The 17,273-nt window shown below is 62.6% G+C and carries 20 protein-coding genes; 19 read left to right on the top strand and 1 reads right to left on the bottom strand.

What is annotated here, in order from left to right:
* Positions 1-205 precede the first annotated feature (205 nt).
* The 7 genes from rpsL (at position 206) to FCN77_RS27420 (ending at position 9,251) form a co-directional block, all read left to right on the top strand.
* The gene (gene rpsL, locus FCN77_RS19055) at positions 206-580 is read left to right on the top strand and encodes a 30S ribosomal protein S12 (RefSeq protein WP_011692814.1); all 375 of its coding nucleotides are present in this window, start codon (positions 206-208) and stop codon (positions 578-580) included.
* A gap of 1 nt (position 581) precedes the next feature.
* Positions 582-1,052 (top strand): 30S ribosomal protein S7, encoded by a 471-nt coding sequence (gene rpsG / locus FCN77_RS19050; RefSeq protein WP_011692813.1) that lies wholly within the window; start codon positions 582-584, stop codon positions 1,050-1,052.
* A 69-nt stretch (positions 1,053-1,121) separates the two neighbouring features.
* Positions 1,122-3,236: an elongation factor G gene (fusA, locus tag FCN77_RS19045; protein WP_137323519.1), complete on the top strand. Its 2,115-nt coding sequence runs from the start codon at positions 1,122-1,124 to the stop codon at positions 3,234-3,236.
* A 261-nt stretch (positions 3,237-3,497) separates the two neighbouring features.
* A complete protein-coding gene (gene tuf / locus FCN77_RS19040) occupies positions 3,498-4,688 on the top strand; it encodes an elongation factor Tu (RefSeq protein WP_137323518.1) in 1,191 nt (396 codons plus the stop codon).
* Positions 4,689-4,852: 164 nt separating this feature from the next.
* Positions 4,853-8,503: a DUF2339 domain-containing protein gene (locus tag FCN77_RS19035; protein ID WP_137323517.1), complete on the top strand. Its 3,651-nt coding sequence runs from the start codon at positions 4,853-4,855 to the stop codon at positions 8,501-8,503.
* Positions 8,416-9,087 carry a hypothetical protein gene (locus FCN77_RS19030; RefSeq protein ID WP_137323516.1) on the top strand — a complete coding sequence of 224 codons (672 nt, stop codon included), beginning with the start codon at positions 8,416-8,418 and terminating at the stop codon, positions 9,085-9,087. The genes FCN77_RS19035 and FCN77_RS19030 overlap by 88 nt, the downstream gene beginning before the upstream one ends.
* Before the next feature lie 38 nt (positions 9,088-9,125).
* Positions 9,126-9,251, top strand: coding sequence for a hypothetical protein (locus FCN77_RS27420; protein WP_302646047.1), 126 nt, complete (start codon positions 9,126-9,128; stop codon positions 9,249-9,251).
* Positions 9,252-9,257: 6 nt separating this feature from the next.
* Here FCN77_RS27420 and FCN77_RS19025 read toward each other — a convergent pair whose 3' ends face one another.
* Positions 9,258-10,697, bottom strand: a complete 1,440-nt coding sequence (locus tag FCN77_RS19025; protein ID WP_137323515.1) for a GH1 family beta-glucosidase — start codon at positions 10,695-10,697, stop codon at positions 9,258-9,260.
* A 464-nt stretch (positions 10,698-11,161) separates the two neighbouring features.
* On the opposite strand from FCN77_RS19025, the gene rpsJ reads away from it, so the two are divergent.
* The 12 genes from rpsJ to rplN all read left to right on the top strand — a co-directional run bounded on the left by rpsJ (position 11,162) and on the right by rplN (position 17,271).
* On the top strand, positions 11,162-11,470 hold the full coding sequence (gene rpsJ, locus FCN77_RS19020; RefSeq protein WP_003803825.1) for a 30S ribosomal protein S10: 309 nt from the start codon (positions 11,162-11,164) through the stop codon (positions 11,468-11,470).
* 17 nt (positions 11,471-11,487) lie between these two features.
* Positions 11,488-12,138: a 50S ribosomal protein L3 gene (gene rplC, locus FCN77_RS19015; RefSeq protein WP_102973689.1), complete on the top strand. Its 651-nt coding sequence runs from the start codon at positions 11,488-11,490 to the stop codon at positions 12,136-12,138.
* A 4-nt stretch (positions 12,139-12,142) separates the two neighbouring features.
* Positions 12,143-12,760, top strand: a complete 618-nt coding sequence (gene rplD / locus FCN77_RS19010; RefSeq protein WP_104172030.1) for a 50S ribosomal protein L4 — start codon at positions 12,143-12,145, stop codon at positions 12,758-12,760.
* Positions 12,757-13,062 carry a 50S ribosomal protein L23 gene (rplW, locus tag FCN77_RS19005; RefSeq protein WP_024366132.1) on the top strand — a complete coding sequence of 102 codons (306 nt, stop codon included), beginning with the start codon at positions 12,757-12,759 and terminating at the stop codon, positions 13,060-13,062. The genes rplD and rplW overlap by 4 nt, the downstream gene beginning before the upstream one ends.
* A gap of 29 nt (positions 13,063-13,091) precedes the next feature.
* Positions 13,092-13,931: a 50S ribosomal protein L2 gene (gene rplB / locus FCN77_RS19000; RefSeq protein ID WP_104172031.1), complete on the top strand. Its 840-nt coding sequence runs from the start codon at positions 13,092-13,094 to the stop codon at positions 13,929-13,931.
* Positions 13,932-13,943: 12 nt separating this feature from the next.
* Positions 13,944-14,225, top strand: a complete 282-nt coding sequence (rpsS, locus tag FCN77_RS18995) for a 30S ribosomal protein S19 (RefSeq protein WP_011692805.1) — start codon at positions 13,944-13,946, stop codon at positions 14,223-14,225.
* Between the two features lie 38 nt (positions 14,226-14,263).
* Positions 14,264-14,629 (top strand): 50S ribosomal protein L22, encoded by a 366-nt coding sequence (gene rplV / locus FCN77_RS18990; protein ID WP_003803798.1) that lies wholly within the window; start codon positions 14,264-14,266, stop codon positions 14,627-14,629.
* On the top strand, positions 14,630-15,466 hold the full coding sequence (rpsC, locus tag FCN77_RS18985) for a 30S ribosomal protein S3 (protein ID WP_137323514.1): 837 nt from the start codon (positions 14,630-14,632) through the stop codon (positions 15,464-15,466).
* Complete coding sequence (rplP, locus tag FCN77_RS18980) at positions 15,467-15,883, top strand: 50S ribosomal protein L16 (RefSeq protein WP_090950930.1); 417 nt, start codon at positions 15,467-15,469, stop codon at positions 15,881-15,883.
* Positions 15,884-15,885: 2 nt separating this feature from the next.
* Positions 15,886-16,215, top strand: a complete 330-nt coding sequence (gene rpmC / locus FCN77_RS27415; protein ID WP_043483019.1) for a 50S ribosomal protein L29 — start codon at positions 15,886-15,888, stop codon at positions 16,213-16,215.
* Positions 16,212-16,520 (top strand): 30S ribosomal protein S17, encoded by a 309-nt coding sequence (gene rpsQ / locus FCN77_RS18970; protein WP_011692801.1) that lies wholly within the window; start codon positions 16,212-16,214, stop codon positions 16,518-16,520. The genes rpmC and rpsQ overlap by 4 nt, the downstream gene beginning before the upstream one ends.
* 382 nt (positions 16,521-16,902) lie before the next feature.
* Positions 16,903-17,271, top strand: coding sequence for a 50S ribosomal protein L14 (gene rplN, locus FCN77_RS18965; protein WP_003803789.1), 369 nt, complete (start codon positions 16,903-16,905; stop codon positions 17,269-17,271).
* Positions 17,272-17,273 lie beyond the last annotated feature (2 nt).

The following is a 17,273-nucleotide window of genomic DNA, read 5'->3' as shown; positions in this document are numbered from 1 at the left end:
GTTTGCAGGGTTCTTGTGCAACGTATGCCACATTTTTGCATGCCTAGGGGACAAAGCTGATGTGAGTCAGGTTCCCCGGTGTGCGATCCGACTATTAAGGCTTCGCCTCAGCTGCTCTGGAGATTCTTCAAAGCTCGGGCGGCGGGGCAAAGCAAAAGGAGAGCGGCTGTCAGCGGCCGCTCCGGATAAAACGGAGAACACGAGAGTGCCTACGATTAACCAGCTGGTCCGTAAGGGCCGCACGCCTAAGGTCAAAAAGACCAAGGCTCCCGCGCTTAACGGCAGCCCGATGCGCCGCGGTGTTTGCACCCGCGTCTACACCACCACCCCGAAGAAGCCGAACTCGGCTCTGCGTAAGGTTGCACGTGTGCGCCTTAACGGTGGCGTTGAAGTTACTGCCTACATCCCCGGTGTTGGCCACAACCTCCAGGAGCACTCCATTGTGCTCGTCCGTGGCGGTCGTGTTAAGGACCTTCCGGGTGTCCGCTACAAGATCGTCCGTGGCGCCCTCGATACCCAGGGTGTGAAGAACCGTAAGCAGGCCCGCAGCCGCTACGGCGCAAAGATGGAGAAGAAGTAATATGCCTCGCAAGGGTCCGGCCCCCAAGCGGCCGCTAGTACTAGATCCCGTATACGGCTCCCCGCTGGTCACTCAGCTGATCAACAAGGTGCTGGTAGACGGCAAGAAGTCCACCGCTGAGCGCATCGTTTACGGTGCCCTCGAAGGCGCACGCGCCAAGTCCGGCGGCGACCCCGTTGCAGCCCTCAAGAAGGCCATGGAGAACGTCAAGCCTTCCCTCGAGGTCCGCTCCCGCCGTGTCGGTGGCGCCACCTACCAGGTTCCGGTTGAGGTCAAGCCGGGCCGCTCCACCGCCCTCGCCCTGCGCTGGCTGGTCGGTTACTCCAAGGCCCGCCGTGAAAAGACGATGACCGAGCGCCTCCAGAACGAAATCCTGGATGCCTCCAACGGTCTCGGTGCCGCTGTGAAGCGCCGCGAAGACACCCACAAGATGGCCGAGTCCAACAAGGCCTTCGCACACTACCGCTGGTAATACTTCCCGGACGCCGCCGGCTCAGACGAGCCGGCGGCGAACGTGCAGTCCATCCGAAAGGGAGACCCCGTGGCACAGGACGTGCTTACCGACCTTAGTAAGGTCCGCAATATCGGCATCATGGCCCACATCGATGCCGGCAAGACCACCACCACCGAGCGCATCCTGTTCTACACGGGTGTGAACCACAAGATCGGCGAAACGCACGACGGCGCTTCGACCACCGACTGGATGGAACAGGAAAAGGAACGCGGCATCACCATCACGTCTGCCGCCGTGACTTGCTTCTGGGACAACAACCAGATCAACATCATCGACACCCCCGGCCACGTGGACTTCACCGTTGAGGTTGAGCGCTCACTGCGCGTCCTCGACGGCGCCGTCGCCGTTTTCGACGGCAAGGAAGGCGTGGAGCCGCAGTCCGAGACTGTCTGGCGCCAGGCTGACAAGTACAACGTTCCGCGTATCTGCTTCGTCAACAAGATGGACAAGCTCGGCGCTGACTTCTACTTCACCGTGGACACCATCATCAGCCGCCTCGGCGCTAAGCCGCTGGTTATGCAGCTGCCGATCGGTGCCGAGAACGACTTCATCGGCGTCGTGGATCTCCTTGAGATGCGCGCACTGGTGTGGCCCGGCGACTCCAAGGGTGACGTCACCATGGGTGCCAAGTACGAGGTCCAGGAGATCCCCGCTGATCTCCAGGCCAAGGCCGAAGAGTACCGCGCAACGCTCGTCGAGACCGTTGCCGAGGCTACCGAAGAGCTGATGGAGAAGTACCTCGAAGGTGAAGAAATCACCGTCGAGGAGCTCAAGGCCGGCATCCGCAAGATGACGATCAGCTCCGAGCTGTACCCGGTGTTCTGTGGTTCTGCCTTCAAGAACCGTGGCGTTCAGCCGATGCTCGATGCCGTCGTTGACTACCTGCCGAACCCGCTCGACGTCCCGCCGATGATCGGTCACGATCCCCGCGACGAAGAGAAGGAACTGACGCGCAAGCCTTCTTCCGAAGAGCCGTTCTCGGCCCTGGCGTTCAAGATCGCTGCCCACCCGTTCTTCGGCCAGCTCACCTTCATCCGCGTGTACTCCGGTCACGTGGAAGCAGGTTCCCAGGTGGTCAACTCCACCAAGGGCAAGAAGGAGCGCATCGGCAAGCTGTTCCAGATGCACGCCAACAAGGAAATGCCCGTCGAGGGCGCTACCGCCGGCCACATCTACGCAGCGATCGGCCTGAAGGACACCACCACAGGCGACACCCTGTGCGATCCGGCCAACCAGATTGTCCTCGAGTCCATGAGCTTCCCGGAGCCCGTGATCTCGGTTGCAATCGAGCCGAACACCAAGGGTGACCAGGAGAAGCTCTCCACGGCCATCCAGAAGCTCTCCGCTGAGGACCCGACCTTCCAGGTCTCCCTCAACGAAGACACCGGCCAGACCATTATCGCCGGCATGGGCGAGCTCCACCTGGACATCCTGGTGGACCGCATGCGCCGCGAATTCAAGGTCGAGGCAAACGTGGGCAAGCCCCAGGTTGCTTACCGCGAAACCATCAAGCGCGCTGTAGAGCGTCATGACTACACGCACAAGAAGCAGACCGGTGGTTCGGGTCAGTTCGCAAAGATCCAGATCGCCATCGCGCCTTTGGACACTTCCGACGGCGAGCTGTACGAGTTCGAGAACAAGGTCACTGGTGGCCGTATCCCGCGCGAATACATTCCGTCTGTTGATGCAGGTATCCAGGATGCACTGAACGACGGCGTCCTGGCCGGCTACCCGGTCGTCGGCATCAAGGCCACGCTGATTGACGGCGCGTACCACGATGTTGACTCCTCGGAAATGGCGTTCAAGATCGCCGGCCGTATGGCTTTCAAGGAAGCCGCACGCAAGGCGAACCCCATCCTGCTCGAACCGCTGATGGATGTCGAGGTCCGCACCCCTGAGGAATACATGGGTGAAGTTATCGGTGACCTCAACTCCCGCCGTGGCCAGATGCAGTCCATGGAGGATGCCCAGGGCGTCAAGGTTATCCGCGCGCACGTCCCGCTGTCCGGCATGTTCGGCTACATCGGCGACCTGCGTTCAAAGACCCAGGGCCGCGCTGTGTACTCCATGACGTTCCACAGCTACGCCGAGGTCCCGAAGGCATTTGCCGACGAGATCATCCAGAAGAACCGCGGCGAGTAGTCCACCGGACTTTCAAAGCGACAAACTCGGGTGCGTTTCCGGTTCCGGAAACTAGCCCGGTGCAGATGGCCGGTTCCCGGTCCGATGCAATCCGGTCAAGCCGGGTTTCGGCCATCTGCGCGAACAGGCTCGAGGGACTAGTATTAGTTCCTGAATCTGCAATTTCATCAATCCAAAGCCCCCCAAGTAGACTTACTGAAGTTTCGCCGCGACAAGCGCGGTCGAAGGGTAAGTCATTTGAAAACGTTCTAGGAGGAACCTGTGGCAAAGGCAAAGTTCGAGCGGACTAAGCCGCACGTTAACATCGGCACCATTGGTCACGTTGACCACGGTAAGACGACGTTGACGGCCGCGATTTCCAAGGTGCTGTACGACAAGTACCCGACTCTCAACGAGAAGCGTGACTTCGCGTCGATTGACTCTGCTCCCGAAGAGCGTCAGCGCGGCATTACCATCAACATCTCCCACGTTGAGTACCAGACCGAGAAGCGCCACTACGCACACGTAGACGCTCCGGGTCACGCTGACTACATCAAGAACATGATCACCGGCGCTGCTCAGATGGACGGTGCAATCCTCGTGGTTGCCGCCACTGACGGCCCGATGGCCCAGACCCGCGAGCACGTTCTGCTCGCCCGCCAGGTTGGTGTTCCCTACCTGCTGGTGGCACTGAACAAGGCTGACATGGTCGACGACGAGGAACTCCTCGACCTCGTTGAAATGGAAGTTCGTGAGCTCCTGAGCTCGCAGGGCTTCGATGGCGACGAAGCACCGGTCGTTCGCGTTTCGGGCCTGAAGGCCCTGGAAGGCGACCCGGAGTGGGTCAAGTCCGTTGAGGCACTCATGGAGGCCGTGGACAACTCTGTTCCGGACCCCGTACGTGACCGTGACAAGCCGTTCCTGATGCCGATCGAAGACGTCTTCACGATCACCGGCCGTGGCACCGTTGTTACGGGCCGCGCCGAGCGTGGAACCCTCCCCATCAACTCTGAGGTCGAGATCGTCGGCATCCGCCCGGTCCAGAAGACCACGGTTACCGGTATCGAGATGTTCCACAAGCAGCTCGACGAAGCATGGGCCGGCGAGAACTGTGGCCTCCTGCTCCGCGGTCTGAAGCGCGATGACGTAGAGCGTGGCCAGGTTGTCGTCAAGCCGGGTTCCATCACCCCGCACACCGACTTCGAGGCTAACGTCTACATCCTCTCCAAGGACGAAGGCGGACGTCACAACCCGTTCTACTCCAACTACCGCCCGCAGTTCTACTTCCGCACCACGGACGTAACCGGCGTTATCACCCTGCCGGAAGGCACGGAAATGGTTATGCCTGGTGACAACACTGAGATGACCGTTGCGCTCATCCAGCCCATCGCCATGGAAGAGGGCCTCGGCTTCGCAATCCGCGAAGGCGGCCGCACCGTTGGTTCGGGACGCGTCACCAAGATCATCAAGTAGTACTTGCTGATCTGGTACCAGGTGGCCGGCTAACGGCCTTCTGCTACTTATCAACAGCCCCGCTGCGCATGTCGCAGCGGGGCTGTTTTTTGCTAAGATTTATCCAGTCGCTGGATAAACTGCTGCAGCTTGCATCTAGGGCGATGACACCGAGAGGAACCGAGATGTGGTCTGCCTTCCTGACGCTTCTGCTGGTCATTGCCGCCGTACTGTTGATCGCCTCCCGGCATTCCATCCGCCAGCTCAAAGCGGCTGCCGGCGAGGCCTACCGAAGTGGGTTCATGGCCGGCCACGTCCAAGGGTGGCATGACGCCAATCTGGCCGGCCGGATGCCACAGCAGGTTGGCGCTGAGGCGCCCCTGACGGCGGCCGCCGGCCCCGCCGTCGGCTGGCCGGCCTTCCAGCCAGCCTTCGCTCCGGCGTTCCAGCCGAGCTTCCCTCCGCCCTTCCCTCCGGCCGGGGCAGAAGCCGAAACAGCGCTGGCCGGGCCGCCCCGGGCGCCGGCTGTGCCCGCCGGGCAACCGGCCACGCACGTGCCCGCACCGGCCCATCCCGTTCATGAACCGGGAAGTGATGACCCGGTGTCTGAAGAGCCGGCTGTCCAAGAGCCGCCGGTGGACGTGGCTCAGTTCGAGGTGTCGCCGGCCGAACTGCTGGCCCGCAAGGAAAAGCGCGAACGGCAGAACATCAATGTCACGCTCTATGCGGCCGGCCTGTTGCTGGTGGCAGCGGGCACGCTGTTTGTCGGTACCAGCCTGCCGGCCGTGTTCAGGTTTGCCGGTGTCTGCCTCATCACGGCGCTCTTCTATGGCGCGGGAATCGTGCTCCATGCCAAGGCTCCCAGATTGCGGCCGGCCGCCGTGGCATTTGCCGGCACGGGGCTCGCACTGGTCCCCGTCGCAGGCCTGGCCATGTACAACTTTGCCGTGCAGGACGGGCCCCTGGCATGGCTCCTCACCTCAGTCATTGGAACGCTGGCCTACGTCGCTGCCGCCATCCGGCTCGAAAGCCGGGTCCTGGTTTATCTGTCCCTCACTTTCGTGGTGTCGACGGCCTGGTCCGGGGTATCTGTTGTAGGTGCTTCCCTCGTTTGGTACTTCGCGGCCATGATCGGATTCGCGGTGGCCATGACGGTGGTGACGCTGGTGAAGCCACGCTGGATCCCGCCCCTGTTCCTGCGCCCGGTCATGCTTCTTGACCCCTTCGTGGTCCCGGCCGTGGCCGTCGCAGCCACGGTTATGCCGTTGCGTTTGGACCGTGGTGAGTTCGCCCTGATCATGGCCCTGTGCGGTGCGTACTTTGCGCTTGCGGCCCTGGTGCCGTCCGCCCGCCACCGACTCCCGAAAACGTTTGGCGCCCGTGCGGCGTTGACACTGTCGGCGTCGGCCTGGGCCTGGCATCTGACAGGCAATGTCAGCTGGGCCCTCGTGACGGCTGGGTCCCTGCTGGCCATCCAGTCGGTATTGGTGGCCGCCGCGGCATCATGGCTGCAGCGTTGGTGCCCAGCCCCGGGAGGGCTGCAGCACTGGCAGGCGGACTCGCTCTCCACCTTTGGGACCCAAACGGTCCTCGTCTACATCATGCTCCTGCCTGCTTCGGCCGGGCCGGAAGAGCTGCAGCTGTGGGCGGTTCTTGCCTGTGCTGTGACGGCCATGATCATCGCGGTCAGGAGTGGAGGAGCCGCTGAATGGGCACCCGCTGCAGCGCTGGTAACGGGCGTCATCGCAGGTGCGCAGCTGGGGCCGTGGCTGGTCTTCAACGTCATCGCGGCCGCGACGCTTTTTTGGGCTGCACGCTCGGCGGGAACCCGCTCACCACTACGCCCGCAGTTGATCCTTGCCGCGCGGATAGCGGGCACGTTGGCGGTTCCGGCGCTGACGTCCGCCGTGATGGAAGGAAGCGGGGATGCGCTTGCCGCGGCTGTGTTCGCCCTGTCGCTGGCCCTGGTGCTGCAGCAGCTTGCATCCGCCGCGGCGGCGCAGGCGGAGGCCAGTGCCCTGGCCCCCATACCGACATTGGCCGGGTTCACGGCTGCCGGGATCGTAGACCTCGTCGCCCTGTCCATAACGGACTCCACGGCCGGCAACGTGCTTTTGGCCCTAGCCCTTGGGGTCCAGCTGGTGGCTTCATTGGCGGTGGGCACGGTCCTGTTTCGACCGGACGGATTGGGCGCCTCCTGGCAGCCGACGGCCGCAGAGGCCCTGCCGCTGGCCGTCTTCGGGGCTGTAGTGATCACGGCCTACACGAGTGCCTCGCCTGGACTGGGCAACGGCCTGCTATTGCTTGTGGTCCTGCATCTTGTCGTCTCGGCCCTGCGCTCAACGGCGGTCATCCGGCGTTGGTCTTACTGGTGGATGGCGCGCGGCGCGGCGACCGTCCTGCTGCTGGCCTCCTATCGGCAGTTCCAGGACTCCACCGGGCCGATAGTGTTCGGCGGCCAGGAAGTTACTTTCGCCACGGTCCTGATCGTGGCCCTGGGACTGCAACTGGTCTTCCCGCTTGCCGCCACGGTGCGCGACCGGGCGCCGGACGCCGTGGTGGCCGACGTTGCCCTCATTTTGGTGCTGCAGACCGGAACGCTGGCGGCGGCACTGATCCTGCCGTCCACAGTGAACAGCGACGGAGCATGGGACTGGCAGCGAACCGTCGCCCTCACCATCATGGCCTTCGGCGCCGCGGCGTCCGGCTACGTGTTCCGTGACCTGGCGGCAGCGGCAGGCTTTGCACCCTCGACACTGGCAGTCCTCCTCGTCTGCAGCGTAGGCCGCCTGACCGACGTCGAACTCCTGCTCGGCATTTTCGCGCTATTCAGCGCGGTCATGGTTGTTGCGGTGGAACCGCGGCATGGGAAGGGCGCCTACTTCGCTGCGGGCCGCCTTCTGACAGCAGCCCTGGCCATGGTGTTCAGTTACGACATCAGCGACTCGGGCACGGCGGTGTCCCTGACCTTCGCCGGAGTGCTGGCCTTCCAGTACGTGATTCGCTGGCTCATGCGGCACCGGCTGGAGCAGGTGCCTTTCCAGCAGGGCGCTGTGTGGTTCACCCTGGGGGCCCAGACAGTCATGCCCGCCCTCTATGTCATTCAGGGCAGCGGGGTTTCAGCGCCCCACGCGGCCGAAGGGGACGGGGCGTTGTCCTCCTGGAGTTGCTGCTTCTCTTGCTTGGTGCCATTGCCGCGCACCGGCTGTTCGCCGCCCGCGGTGCACTATACCTGTCCGTCTATGCGGGCGTGTTCGCCATCGTTGCGTCGGGTCCGGCCCTGGAGTTCGGTGCCGGCACGCTCATGGCGGCGCCGCTTCTCAGCAACGACGGCGTCCCTGTCGCCTTGCTTGCGGCATCACTCGCGTTCAACATCGTGGGAATCGCACGACGGTGGCGCCACCCAGGCAGTTTGCAGGAGGCTCCCGCGGACCGCTGGTTCTGGCTGGCGGGGGCGGCAGCACCGGCCGCAGTGGCCGCGGCAACGGCCGTTCAGGCAGCGGACTGGATCACCGGAGCCACGCTGCTGGTCCTGGCCGCTACGGGCTTCACCGCGTCACACGTTGAACGCATCCCGCTCCTGTACCCACCGGCGGCAGCACTTGTGCTGGCAGGGGCCACGCTCATTGCAGCCGCGTCCGCGCGTACCGGCGGCCCCTGGGGAGCATATCTGCCCTGGCTGGCAGGCTGCGGGCTGGGCGCCGCGGTACTTTACGGCGTCAGCTTCGCCCTTGATGGACGCGACGTCGTGCGGAAGCGGACCCTCGTTTCCGCCGGGGTGTTGGGACTGGCAGCTGCCGCTGGCGCGGGCCTGCGGCAGGACGCGACTTCGCTGACGGCGGCCTTCCTCGTGGCCGCCACCGTGTCCGTCGTGGTGAAGGAGGTGCCGGCCCGGGGGAGGAGGCTGGCTGCCGAACTCGGTGCGTTCCTGGTGACGGTTGCGGTACAGCGTGCGGTCCTCATTTCGGATGGCCAGCTGCAGGCTCCCTTCTGGGCGGTGCAGTGGTATGTCCTCCTCGCCGCCGGCCTCGCCTCCCTGCGCTATGCCGCGGGATTCAATCTGGCGGGCCGCGTCCTGCTCGGCTCCGGCGCCGCCTTGCTCGGCCTGAGCGGCCTGGGCATCCTGTTCGGCGGATCCGGCGGCCAGCAGCTCTGGGTCCTGGCACTGCATGCGGCGCTGCTGCTGGCCGGCCTGCTGATCGGAGAGCGGCTGTTTGTCTGGTGGGGCGCCGCCGGTGTTGCCGCCTGCCTCATGTGGGCGCTGCGGTCCTACACTTTCGCGCTGCTGGCGCTGATCGCCGTCGGGCTCATTGCCTTTGCCCTGTGGAAGCTGGCCCGCGCCAAGCCGGCGGCAGCAGAGGCACCGCCGTCGTTGGAAGCGCAGCCGCAGCCCGAGAGCCGCAGGGATCATTCATCATGAAGCCTTGGTAAGGTTGCACACAACGAAAGGACAGCAACATGGGCTGGATTATTTTCCTCTTGGTGGCCGCTGCCGTCGTCGCCGGCGTCTTTTGGGCGAAGAAGCACTTCAGGCAAGAGATCGACCGCGCCAAGCGCATCAACCGCGCAAATAAGAACCAGTAGGCGACGCTAGGCCTGCCGCGCCGCCTTCCGTGCCCGGCTCAGCGACTGGAACCAGTAGAACGATTCCTTGGGGGTGCGTTCCAGCGTGTCGAAATCCACGTGGACCAGCCCGAAGCGCTGCGAATAACCTGCCGCCCACTCAAAATTGTCCAGCAGCGTCCAGACGTAGTAGCCCAGAAGCTTGACGTCCTCGGCGATTCCGCCCGGGGAGGTCGCGGCCACCGCATGTTCCAAGTGGCTGGCCAGGTAATCGATTCTGTTGTTGTCGGCAATGGGGCCCGTCACGTGTGCCGGTTCGGGAAAGCTCGCACCGCTCTCGGTGATGTAGATGGGCGGCAACGCCTCGCCGTAGCGGTCCTTCATTTCGCGAAGCAGCACTCCCAGGTGGTCGGGGGCCACCGGCCAGCCGAAGCCGGTCGTGTCGTATTCGGGGAAGTCCGCTGTGTGGAACGGCAGGCGGGCCATGGCCTCGGTAGTGCCGACAGGGCTATGGTCGGGCCCGCGTCCGGTGGCAACTTTCACCGGGCAGTAGTAATTGAGCCCGTAGAAGTCCAGTGGCTGGTGGATGTTCCGTAGGTCCGAGTCAGAAGCTTTCGCCAGGGAGCGGAACCACGGCCTCGCAAACAAGGGCGGCTTTGGGTAGCTTCCCAGCAAGATGGGATCGGCATAAACCCTATTCATCATCAGGTCAAAGATCCTGGCCAGCAGCCGGTCGGTGACCTTGCGGGTGGCCGGCCGAACGGGTGAATGCAGGTTGCTGACACCGATGCCGCCTTTGACTCCGGCCGCGCGCAGTGCCTGTACGGCCAGGCCGTGGCCCAGCAACTGATGGTGGACTGACGGTAACGCGTCGAAGAGCAGGTCGTGGCCGGGCGCGTGGACTCCCAGCGCATAGCCGTTCAGTGTTACCGAAACCGGTTCGTTCAGGGTGACCCACTGAGCCACGCGGTCCCCGAACCGTTCACCGGCGGCCGCGCAGTATTCACCGAAGCGCTCCGCCGTGGACCGGTTCATCCAGCCGCCGCTGTGCTCAAGCGGCAGCGGGGTGTCCCAATGGTAGAGCGTGGCCATCGGTGAGATGCCGGCGTCGAGGAGCTGGTCGATCAGCCGGTCGTAGAAGTCCAGGCCCTGGCTGTTGAACGGGCCCCGGCCGTCAGGCTGGATCCGGGGCCAGGAAAGGGAAAAGCGGTACGAATCAACGCCCAGCTCGCGCATCAGGGCAACGTCTTCACCGGAACGGTTGTAGTGGTCACAGGCCACGGCGGGGGAGTGACCGTCCATGATGCTGCCGGGCTTTTCGGCAAAAGCATCCCAGCCGGAGGGTCCCCGGCCGTCAGCCTTGAGGGACCCTTCGATCTGGAACGCGGCTGCCGCCACGCCCAGGGTGAATTCCGGATCCAAGCGTTCGGCCAGGCTCTGCAACGCCGCAGAGTTCTGCACAGTCATGCCCCTATCATCCATTCGACAGTTGCTGAAGGCAATGACCGGGCGCTGCCCGCACAACCCGGGATCTAAATGGCTCCGCTGACACGGGCAGGAGGTCCCGCTGCTGCCGGGGGAGTGCCCCTGCGGCCTGATTCGCTTCTGCCCATAAAATCCGGCATACTAGATGAGTTGTTCAAGCGCTCCTTCGCGTCCCGATCCGGATAATGCCGGGTGTCAGGGTCCAGGTAGGAGACCAAACATAACCCACTCCCCAAGGAATTGCGGACGAGTACGCGTGCACAGCGCGACACGCCCGACCGCGGGGGTCGGTTACGCCGGCAGGTTGAGGAACCCGGATTCTTCCGGATTCAGCTTGTGCGGCGGGTGGTAGTTACGACTTCAAATGCTTCGGCAGCCATACAACACGTAAGTGAACAGGGCAGCCCTAATCAGGGGAAGCACAGACTGAAAGAGAGTCAGGCGACATGGCGGGACAAAAAATCCGCATCCGGCTGAAGTCATACGACCACGAGGTCATTGACGTTTCAGCACGGAAGATCGTTGAGACGGTCACGCGCGCAGGCGCAACGGTAGTTGGCCCCGTGCCGCTGCCGACGGAGAAGAACGTGTACTGCGTTATCCGCTCTCCGCACAAGTACAAGGACAGCCGCGAGCACTTTGAAATGCGCACGCACAAGCGTCTGATCGACATCATCGACCCCACGCCTAAGGCTGTTGACTCGCTCATGCGTCTCGACCTGCCGGCTGACGTGAACATCGAAATCAAGCTGTAGGGAGGTGCTGAGAGACTATGACCGCAACCCGTAACGTAAAGGGCCTGCTGGGCACGAAGCTCGGCATGACCCAGGTCTGGGACGAGAACAACAAGCTCATCCCCGTCACTGTTGTCCAGGCTGACTCAAACGTCATCACCCAGCTGCGCAATGCAGAAGTTGATGGCTACGTCGCCGTTCAGATCGGCTACGGCCAGATCGATCCCCGCAAGGTCACCAAGCCGCTGGCTGGTCACTTTGAAAAGGCAGGCGTCACGCCTCGCCGCCACGTTGTCGAACTCCGTACCGCAGATGCTGCCGAGTACGAGCTGGGCCAGGAGCTCTCTGTTGAGGTCTTCGAAGCCGGCCAGAAGATCGACGTCGTTGGCACCACCAAGGGTAAGGGCTTCGCCGGTGTTATGAAGCGTCACGGCTTCCACGGCGTTGGAGCTTCCCACGGTGCACACAAGAACCACCGTAAGCCCGGTTCAATCGGTGGCGCATCCACCCCGAGCCGCGTCTTCAAGGGCATGAAAATGGCCGGCCGCATGGGCGCCGTTCGTCACACCACGCTGAACCTCACGGTTCACGCAGTTGACGTCGAGAAGTCGCTGCTCCTCATCAAGGGCGCCGTTCCCGGTGCCCGCGGCCAGGTCGTACTCGTACGCACCGCCGTGAAGGGAGCCTAGTTCAATGACTAGCACTGTCAAGGTTGACCTGCCTGCAGAGATCTTCGACGTACAGACCAACGTGCCGCTGCTGCACCAGGTTGTCGTTGCCCAGCTCGCTGCTGCTCGCCAGGGTACCCACAAGACCAAGACCCGCGCTGAAGTTTCCGGTGCAGGCCGCAAGCCGTTCAAGCAGAAGGGCACCGGCCGCGCCCGTCAGGGTTCAATCCGTGCTCCTCACATGACCGGTGGTGGCGTTGTCCACGGCCCGACCCCGCGTGACTACAGCCAGCGCACCCCCAAGAAGATGATTGCTGCTGCACTGCGCGGCGCACTGTCTGACCGCGCCCGTAACGGCCGTATCCACGTTGTTGCTGAACTGGTTGCCGGCACCAAGCCGTCCGCCAAGGACGCACTGGCAACGCTGCGCGGCGTTTCCGAGCGCAAGAACCTGCTCGTTGTCATCGAGCGCGCCAACGATGTTGCCGCACTGTCCGTGCGTAACCTCGCAGATGTTCACGTTCTGTACGCAGACCAGCTGAACACCTACGACGTGCTCGTCTCTGACGACGTAGTCTTCACCAAGGCTGCCTATGAGGCATTCGTTGCCGCCAAGGCAAAGAACGAGGAGGATGCCAAGTGAGTGCAGCCACCATCAAAGACCCGCGCGACGTCGTGCTTGCACCCGTCGTATCGGAAAAGAGCTACGGCCTGATCGATGAGGGAAAGTACACCTTCCTGGTGGACCCCCGCTCGAACAAGACCGAGATCAAGCTGGCTGTGGAGAAGATTTTCTCCGTCAAGGTCGACTCGATCAACACCATCAACCGTGCCGGTAAGCGCAAGCGCACCAAATTCGGCTGGGGTACCCGCAAGAACACCAAGCGTGCAATTGTGAGCCTCAAAGAAGGCACTATCGACATCTTCGGCGGTCCGCTCTCGTAGCGGAGACCACTTTAACGAGGAAATAAATTATGGGAATCCGTAAATATAAGCCGACTACCCCGGGCCGTCGTGGCTCGAGCGTAGCGGACTTCACTGAAATCACGCGGTCGACGCCGGAAAAGTCGTTGGTACGTCCGCTGCCCAAAAAGGGCGGCCGTAACAACACCGGTAAGATCACGACCCGTCACAAGGGTGGTGGCCACAAGCGCCAGTACCGTCTGATCGACTTCCGTCGCCACGACAAAGACGGCGTTGACGCCCGCGTTGCCGAAATTGAGTACGATCCGAACCGCACGGCTCGCATCGCCCTCCTGCACTACGTTGATGGCACCAAGCGTTACATCATCGCCCCGAACAAGCTGTCCCAGGGTGACTTCGTAGAGGCCGGTGCCAACGCTGATATCAAGCCTGGCAACAACCTGCCCCTGCGCAACATCCCGGTGGGTACCGTTATCCACGCAGTTGAACTGCGTCCGGGTGGCGGCGCCAAGATGGGCCGCTCCGCCGGCGCATCGATCCAGCTCGTTGCCAAGGAAGGCCGCTTCGCCCAGCTGCGTCTGCCTTCCGGCGAAATCCGCAACGTTGACGTGCGCTGCCGCGCAACGATCGGCGAGGTCGGCAACGCCGAGCAGTCGAACATCAACTGGGGCAAGGCCGGCCGCATGCGCTGGAAGGGCGTTCGCCCGACCGTCCGTGGTGTCGCGATGAACCCGGTTGACCACCCGCACGGTGGTGGCGAGGGTAAGACGTCCGGTGGACGTCACCCCGTCAACCCGAACGGTAAGCGGGAAGGCCGCACCCGCCGTCCCAACAAAGAGAGCGACAAGCTTATTGTTCGTCGCCGTCGTACTGGCAAGAACAAGCGATAGGAGCCTGGACACATGCCACGCAGCCTGAAAAAAGGTCCCTTCGTTGACCAGCACCTCTTTGTAAAGGTGGACAGGGAAAACGAAAAGGGCACCAAGAACGTCATTAAGACCTGGTCCCGCCGTTCGATGATCATCCCCGACATGCTCGGGCACACGATCGCCGTTCACGACGGACGCAAGCACATTCCGGTGTTTGTCACCGAGTCGATGGTCGGGCACAAGCTCGGCGAATTCGCTCCCACGCGGACATTCCGCGGCCATGTCAAGGACGACCGTAAGGGCAAGCGCCGCTAGGCGCCTGCACTTACGTCAAAGACGAGAGAAGGAAAGCAATGGAAGCCAAGGCAATTGCGCGTCACATCCGCGTAACGCCTATGAAGGCCCGGCGCGTCGTCAACCTTGTTCGTGGTAAGCAAGCGAACGAGGCTCTGGCAATTCTGAAGTTTGCCCCCCAGGCAGCTTCTGAGCCGGTATTCAAGGTAGTTCAGTCGGCAATCTCCAACGCCCGGGTCCTCGCGGACCGCGACGGCGTGGCGTTTGACGAAGGTGACCTCATCATCAGCGAAGCGTTTGTTGATGAAGGCCCGACCATGAAGCGGTTCCAGCCGCGTGCCCAGGGTCGTGCATTTCAGATCAAGAAGCGCACGAGCCACATCACCGTGGTAGTCGCTACCCCGGAGAAAGAGGAGGCTCGCTAAGTGGGACAGAAAGTTAACCCGCACGGGTTCCGACTCGGCATCACCACCGATCACGTATCGCACTGGTTTGCTGACAGCACCAAGGCCGGCCAGCGGTACAAGGACTTCGTTCGCGAAGACATCCGTATCCGCCAGCTGATGTCCACGGGCATGGAGCGCGCCGGTATCGCCAAGGTTGAAATCGAGCGCACCCGCGACCGTGTCCGCGTGGATATCCACACGGCACGTCCGGGCATCGTTATCGGCCGCCGCGGTGCAGAAGCAGACCGCATCCGCGGCGAGCTCGAAAAGCTCACCGGCAAGCAGGTTCAGCTGAACATCCTCGAGGTCAAGAACCCCGAGATGGAAGCTCAGCTTGTTGCGCAGGGTGTTGCTGAGCAGCTGACTTCCCGCGTGGCGTTCCGCCGTGCGATGAAGAAGGCCATGCAGTCCGCACAGCGCGCCGGTGCCAAGGGTATCCGTATCGCTTGCTCGGGCCGCCTCGGTGGCGCTGAAATGTCCCGCTCGGAGTTCTACCGCGAAGGCCGCGTGCCGCTGCACACCCTCCGTGCGAACATCGACTACGGCTTCTACGAAGCCAAGACCACCTTCGGCCGCATCGGCGTGAAGGTGTGGATCTACAAGGGCGACGTTACCTCCAAGGAACTGGCACAGCAGGCAGCTGCTGCTCCGTCCCGCGGACGTGGTGCCAGCGACCGCCCGGGCCGCCCGGGTGGCGCTGACCGTGGTGACCGCCGTCGTCGTACCGACCGCCCGGCCGCTGATGCAGCACCTGCTGCTGCAGAAGCTCCGGCAGCTGAGGCAGCACCTGCTGCTGCAGAAGGAGGACAGGCTTAAATGCTTATCCCACGTCGAGTAAAGCACCGTAAGCAGCACCACCCGGGTCGTTCCGGCGCTGCTACGGGCGGCACCCAGGTCTCCTTCGGCGAGTGGGGTATCCAGGCTCTGAGCCCGGCATACGTCACCAACCGTCAGATCGAATCTGCCCGTATCGCGATGACCCGCCACATCAAGCGTGGCGGTAAGGTCTGGATCAACATCTACCCGGACCGTCCGCTGACGAAGAAGCCGGCCGAAACCCGCATGGGTTCCGGTAAGGGTTCTCCGGAATGGTGGGTCTCAAACGTAAAGCCGGGCCGGGTTCTCTTCGAACTCTCCGGTGTCAATGAAGAGGTAGCTCGCGAGGCCCTGCGCCTGGCAATCCACAAGCTCCCGTTGAAGGCACGCATTGTGCGTCGCGAAGGTGGTGAATAGAAATGGCAGTAGGGTCGAAGGATCTCGCACCCGCACAGCTGGACGGTTTCGACAACGAGCGTCTCGTTGAAGAACTCCGCAAGTCCAAGGAAGAGCTGTTCAACCTGCGTTTCCAGTCCGCCACCGGCCAGCTGGAGAACCACGGTCGCCTGCGTGCGGTAAAGAAGGACATCGCACGCATCTACACCGTTCTCCGTGAGCGCGAGCTGGGCATTCGTGCCGAGGTTGCCGCACCGGTTGTGGAAGCCAAGGAAGAAAAGAAGTCCAAGAAGGCTGCAACCAAGAAGGCTGAAAAGGCTGAAACGGTTGAGACCGAGGAGGATGCCAAGTGAGTGAAAAGGACGAGAACGTGACGGAAACTGTTTCCGGCGCAGCCAAGGCTGACGAGCGCGGTTACCGTAAGACGAAGCGCGGCTATGTCGTCTCGGACAAGATGGAAAAGACCATCGTTGTCCAGGTCGAAGACCGCGTGAAGCACGCCCTTTACGGCAAGGTCATCCGCCGCAACACGAAGATCAAGGCTCACGACGAAGAGAACACCGCCGGCATCGGCGACCTCGTTCTCCTCGCCGAGACCCGCCCGCTGTCCGCTACCAAGCGGTGGCGCCTGGTGGAGATCCTCGAAAAGGCAAAGTAGCACCTGTCCGGATCCGTCCGGCGAAGGTCCCTGCTGACCAGGAAGGCCCGTTCCCCGCAAGGGGAGCGGGCCTTTCCCGTGTCCACGCACAGCCTCCGCACCGGTTAGTCCCCAGGGGCTGGAACGTGCTAAGATTTTGAGTTTGTATGGCGCCGTTCGTGCGCCGTCATCTACCTCGTAAACAATCGTGCCACGGCATAGTGCCCCTCGCGTCCCGAGCAGTCGGGATCCACTTGGGAAGCAAATGTTTTTGGCACGGGCGTTTAGGCCTGGTCTGGCAAAATCCAGGCAGGTCAAGAGACACCCCGATCAACCGTTCCGCAAGGCTCATTCCGTAGGGAGATTTTCGGTCTGAGAACCAGCGCGACGCAAGGAGTAAATAGTGATTCAGCAGGAGTCGCGACTCAAGGTCGCCGACAACACGGGTGCTAAGGAAATCCTTACCATTCGCGTTCTCGGTGGATCTGGCCGTCGCTACGCAGGCATTGGCGACGTCATCGTCGCTACCGTCAAGGACGCAATTCCGGGCGGCAACGTAAAGAAGGGCGATGTCGTCAAGGCTGTCATCGTCCGTACCAAGAAGGAACGCCGCCGTGCGGATGGTTCCTACATCAAGTTTGACGAGAACGCAGCTGTGATCCTGAAGAACGACGGTGACCCCCGCGGTACCCGTATCTTCGGACCGGTTGGTCGTGAACTTCGTGACAAGAAGTTCATGAAGATCGTTTCTCTGGCTCCGGAGGTGCTCTAGTC

This window comes from Arthrobacter sp. 24S4-2 (assembly GCF_005280255.1).
In the GTDB taxonomy this organism is placed as follows: Bacteria; Actinomycetota; Actinomycetes; order Actinomycetales; family Micrococcaceae; genus Arthrobacter.
Note: the sequence above shows the minus strand (reverse complement) of the source record. Positions and strands in the feature narration are given on the sequence as shown.

Bases quoted from the DNA above. Each gene is read 5' to 3' on its own strand.
- rplD (WP_104172030.1), top strand. From the start codon at position 12,143: ATGACTAGCACTGTCAAGGTTGACCTGCCTGCAGAGATCTTCGACGTA.
- rpsS (WP_011692805.1), top strand. From the start codon at position 13,944: ATGCCACGCAGCCTGAAAAAAGGTCCCTTCGTTGACCAGCACCTCTTT.
- rplV (WP_003803798.1), top strand. From the start codon at position 14,264: ATGGAAGCCAAGGCAATTGCGCGTCACATCCGCGTAACGCCTATGAAG.
- rplP (WP_090950930.1), top strand. From the start codon at position 15,467: ATGCTTATCCCACGTCGAGTAAAGCACCGTAAGCAGCACCACCCGGGT.
- FCN77_RS19035 (WP_137323517.1), top strand. From the start codon at position 4,853: ATGTGGTCTGCCTTCCTGACGCTTCTGCTGGTCATTGCCGCCGTACTG.
- rplB (WP_104172031.1), top strand. From the start codon at position 13,092: ATGGGAATCCGTAAATATAAGCCGACTACCCCGGGCCGTCGTGGCTCG.
- FCN77_RS19025 (WP_137323515.1), bottom strand. From the start codon at position 10,697: ATGACTGTGCAGAACTCTGCGGCGTTGCAGAGCCTGGCCGAACGCTTG.
- rpsJ (WP_003803825.1), top strand. From the start codon at position 11,162: ATGGCGGGACAAAAAATCCGCATCCGGCTGAAGTCATACGACCACGAG.
- FCN77_RS27420 (WP_302646047.1), top strand. From the start codon at position 9,126: ATGGGCTGGATTATTTTCCTCTTGGTGGCCGCTGCCGTCGTCGCCGGC.
- rpsG (WP_011692813.1), top strand. From the start codon at position 582: ATGCCTCGCAAGGGTCCGGCCCCCAAGCGGCCGCTAGTACTAGATCCC.
- rplC (WP_102973689.1), top strand. From the start codon at position 11,488: ATGACCGCAACCCGTAACGTAAAGGGCCTGCTGGGCACGAAGCTCGGC.
- rpmC (WP_043483019.1), top strand. From the start codon at position 15,886: ATGGCAGTAGGGTCGAAGGATCTCGCACCCGCACAGCTGGACGGTTTC.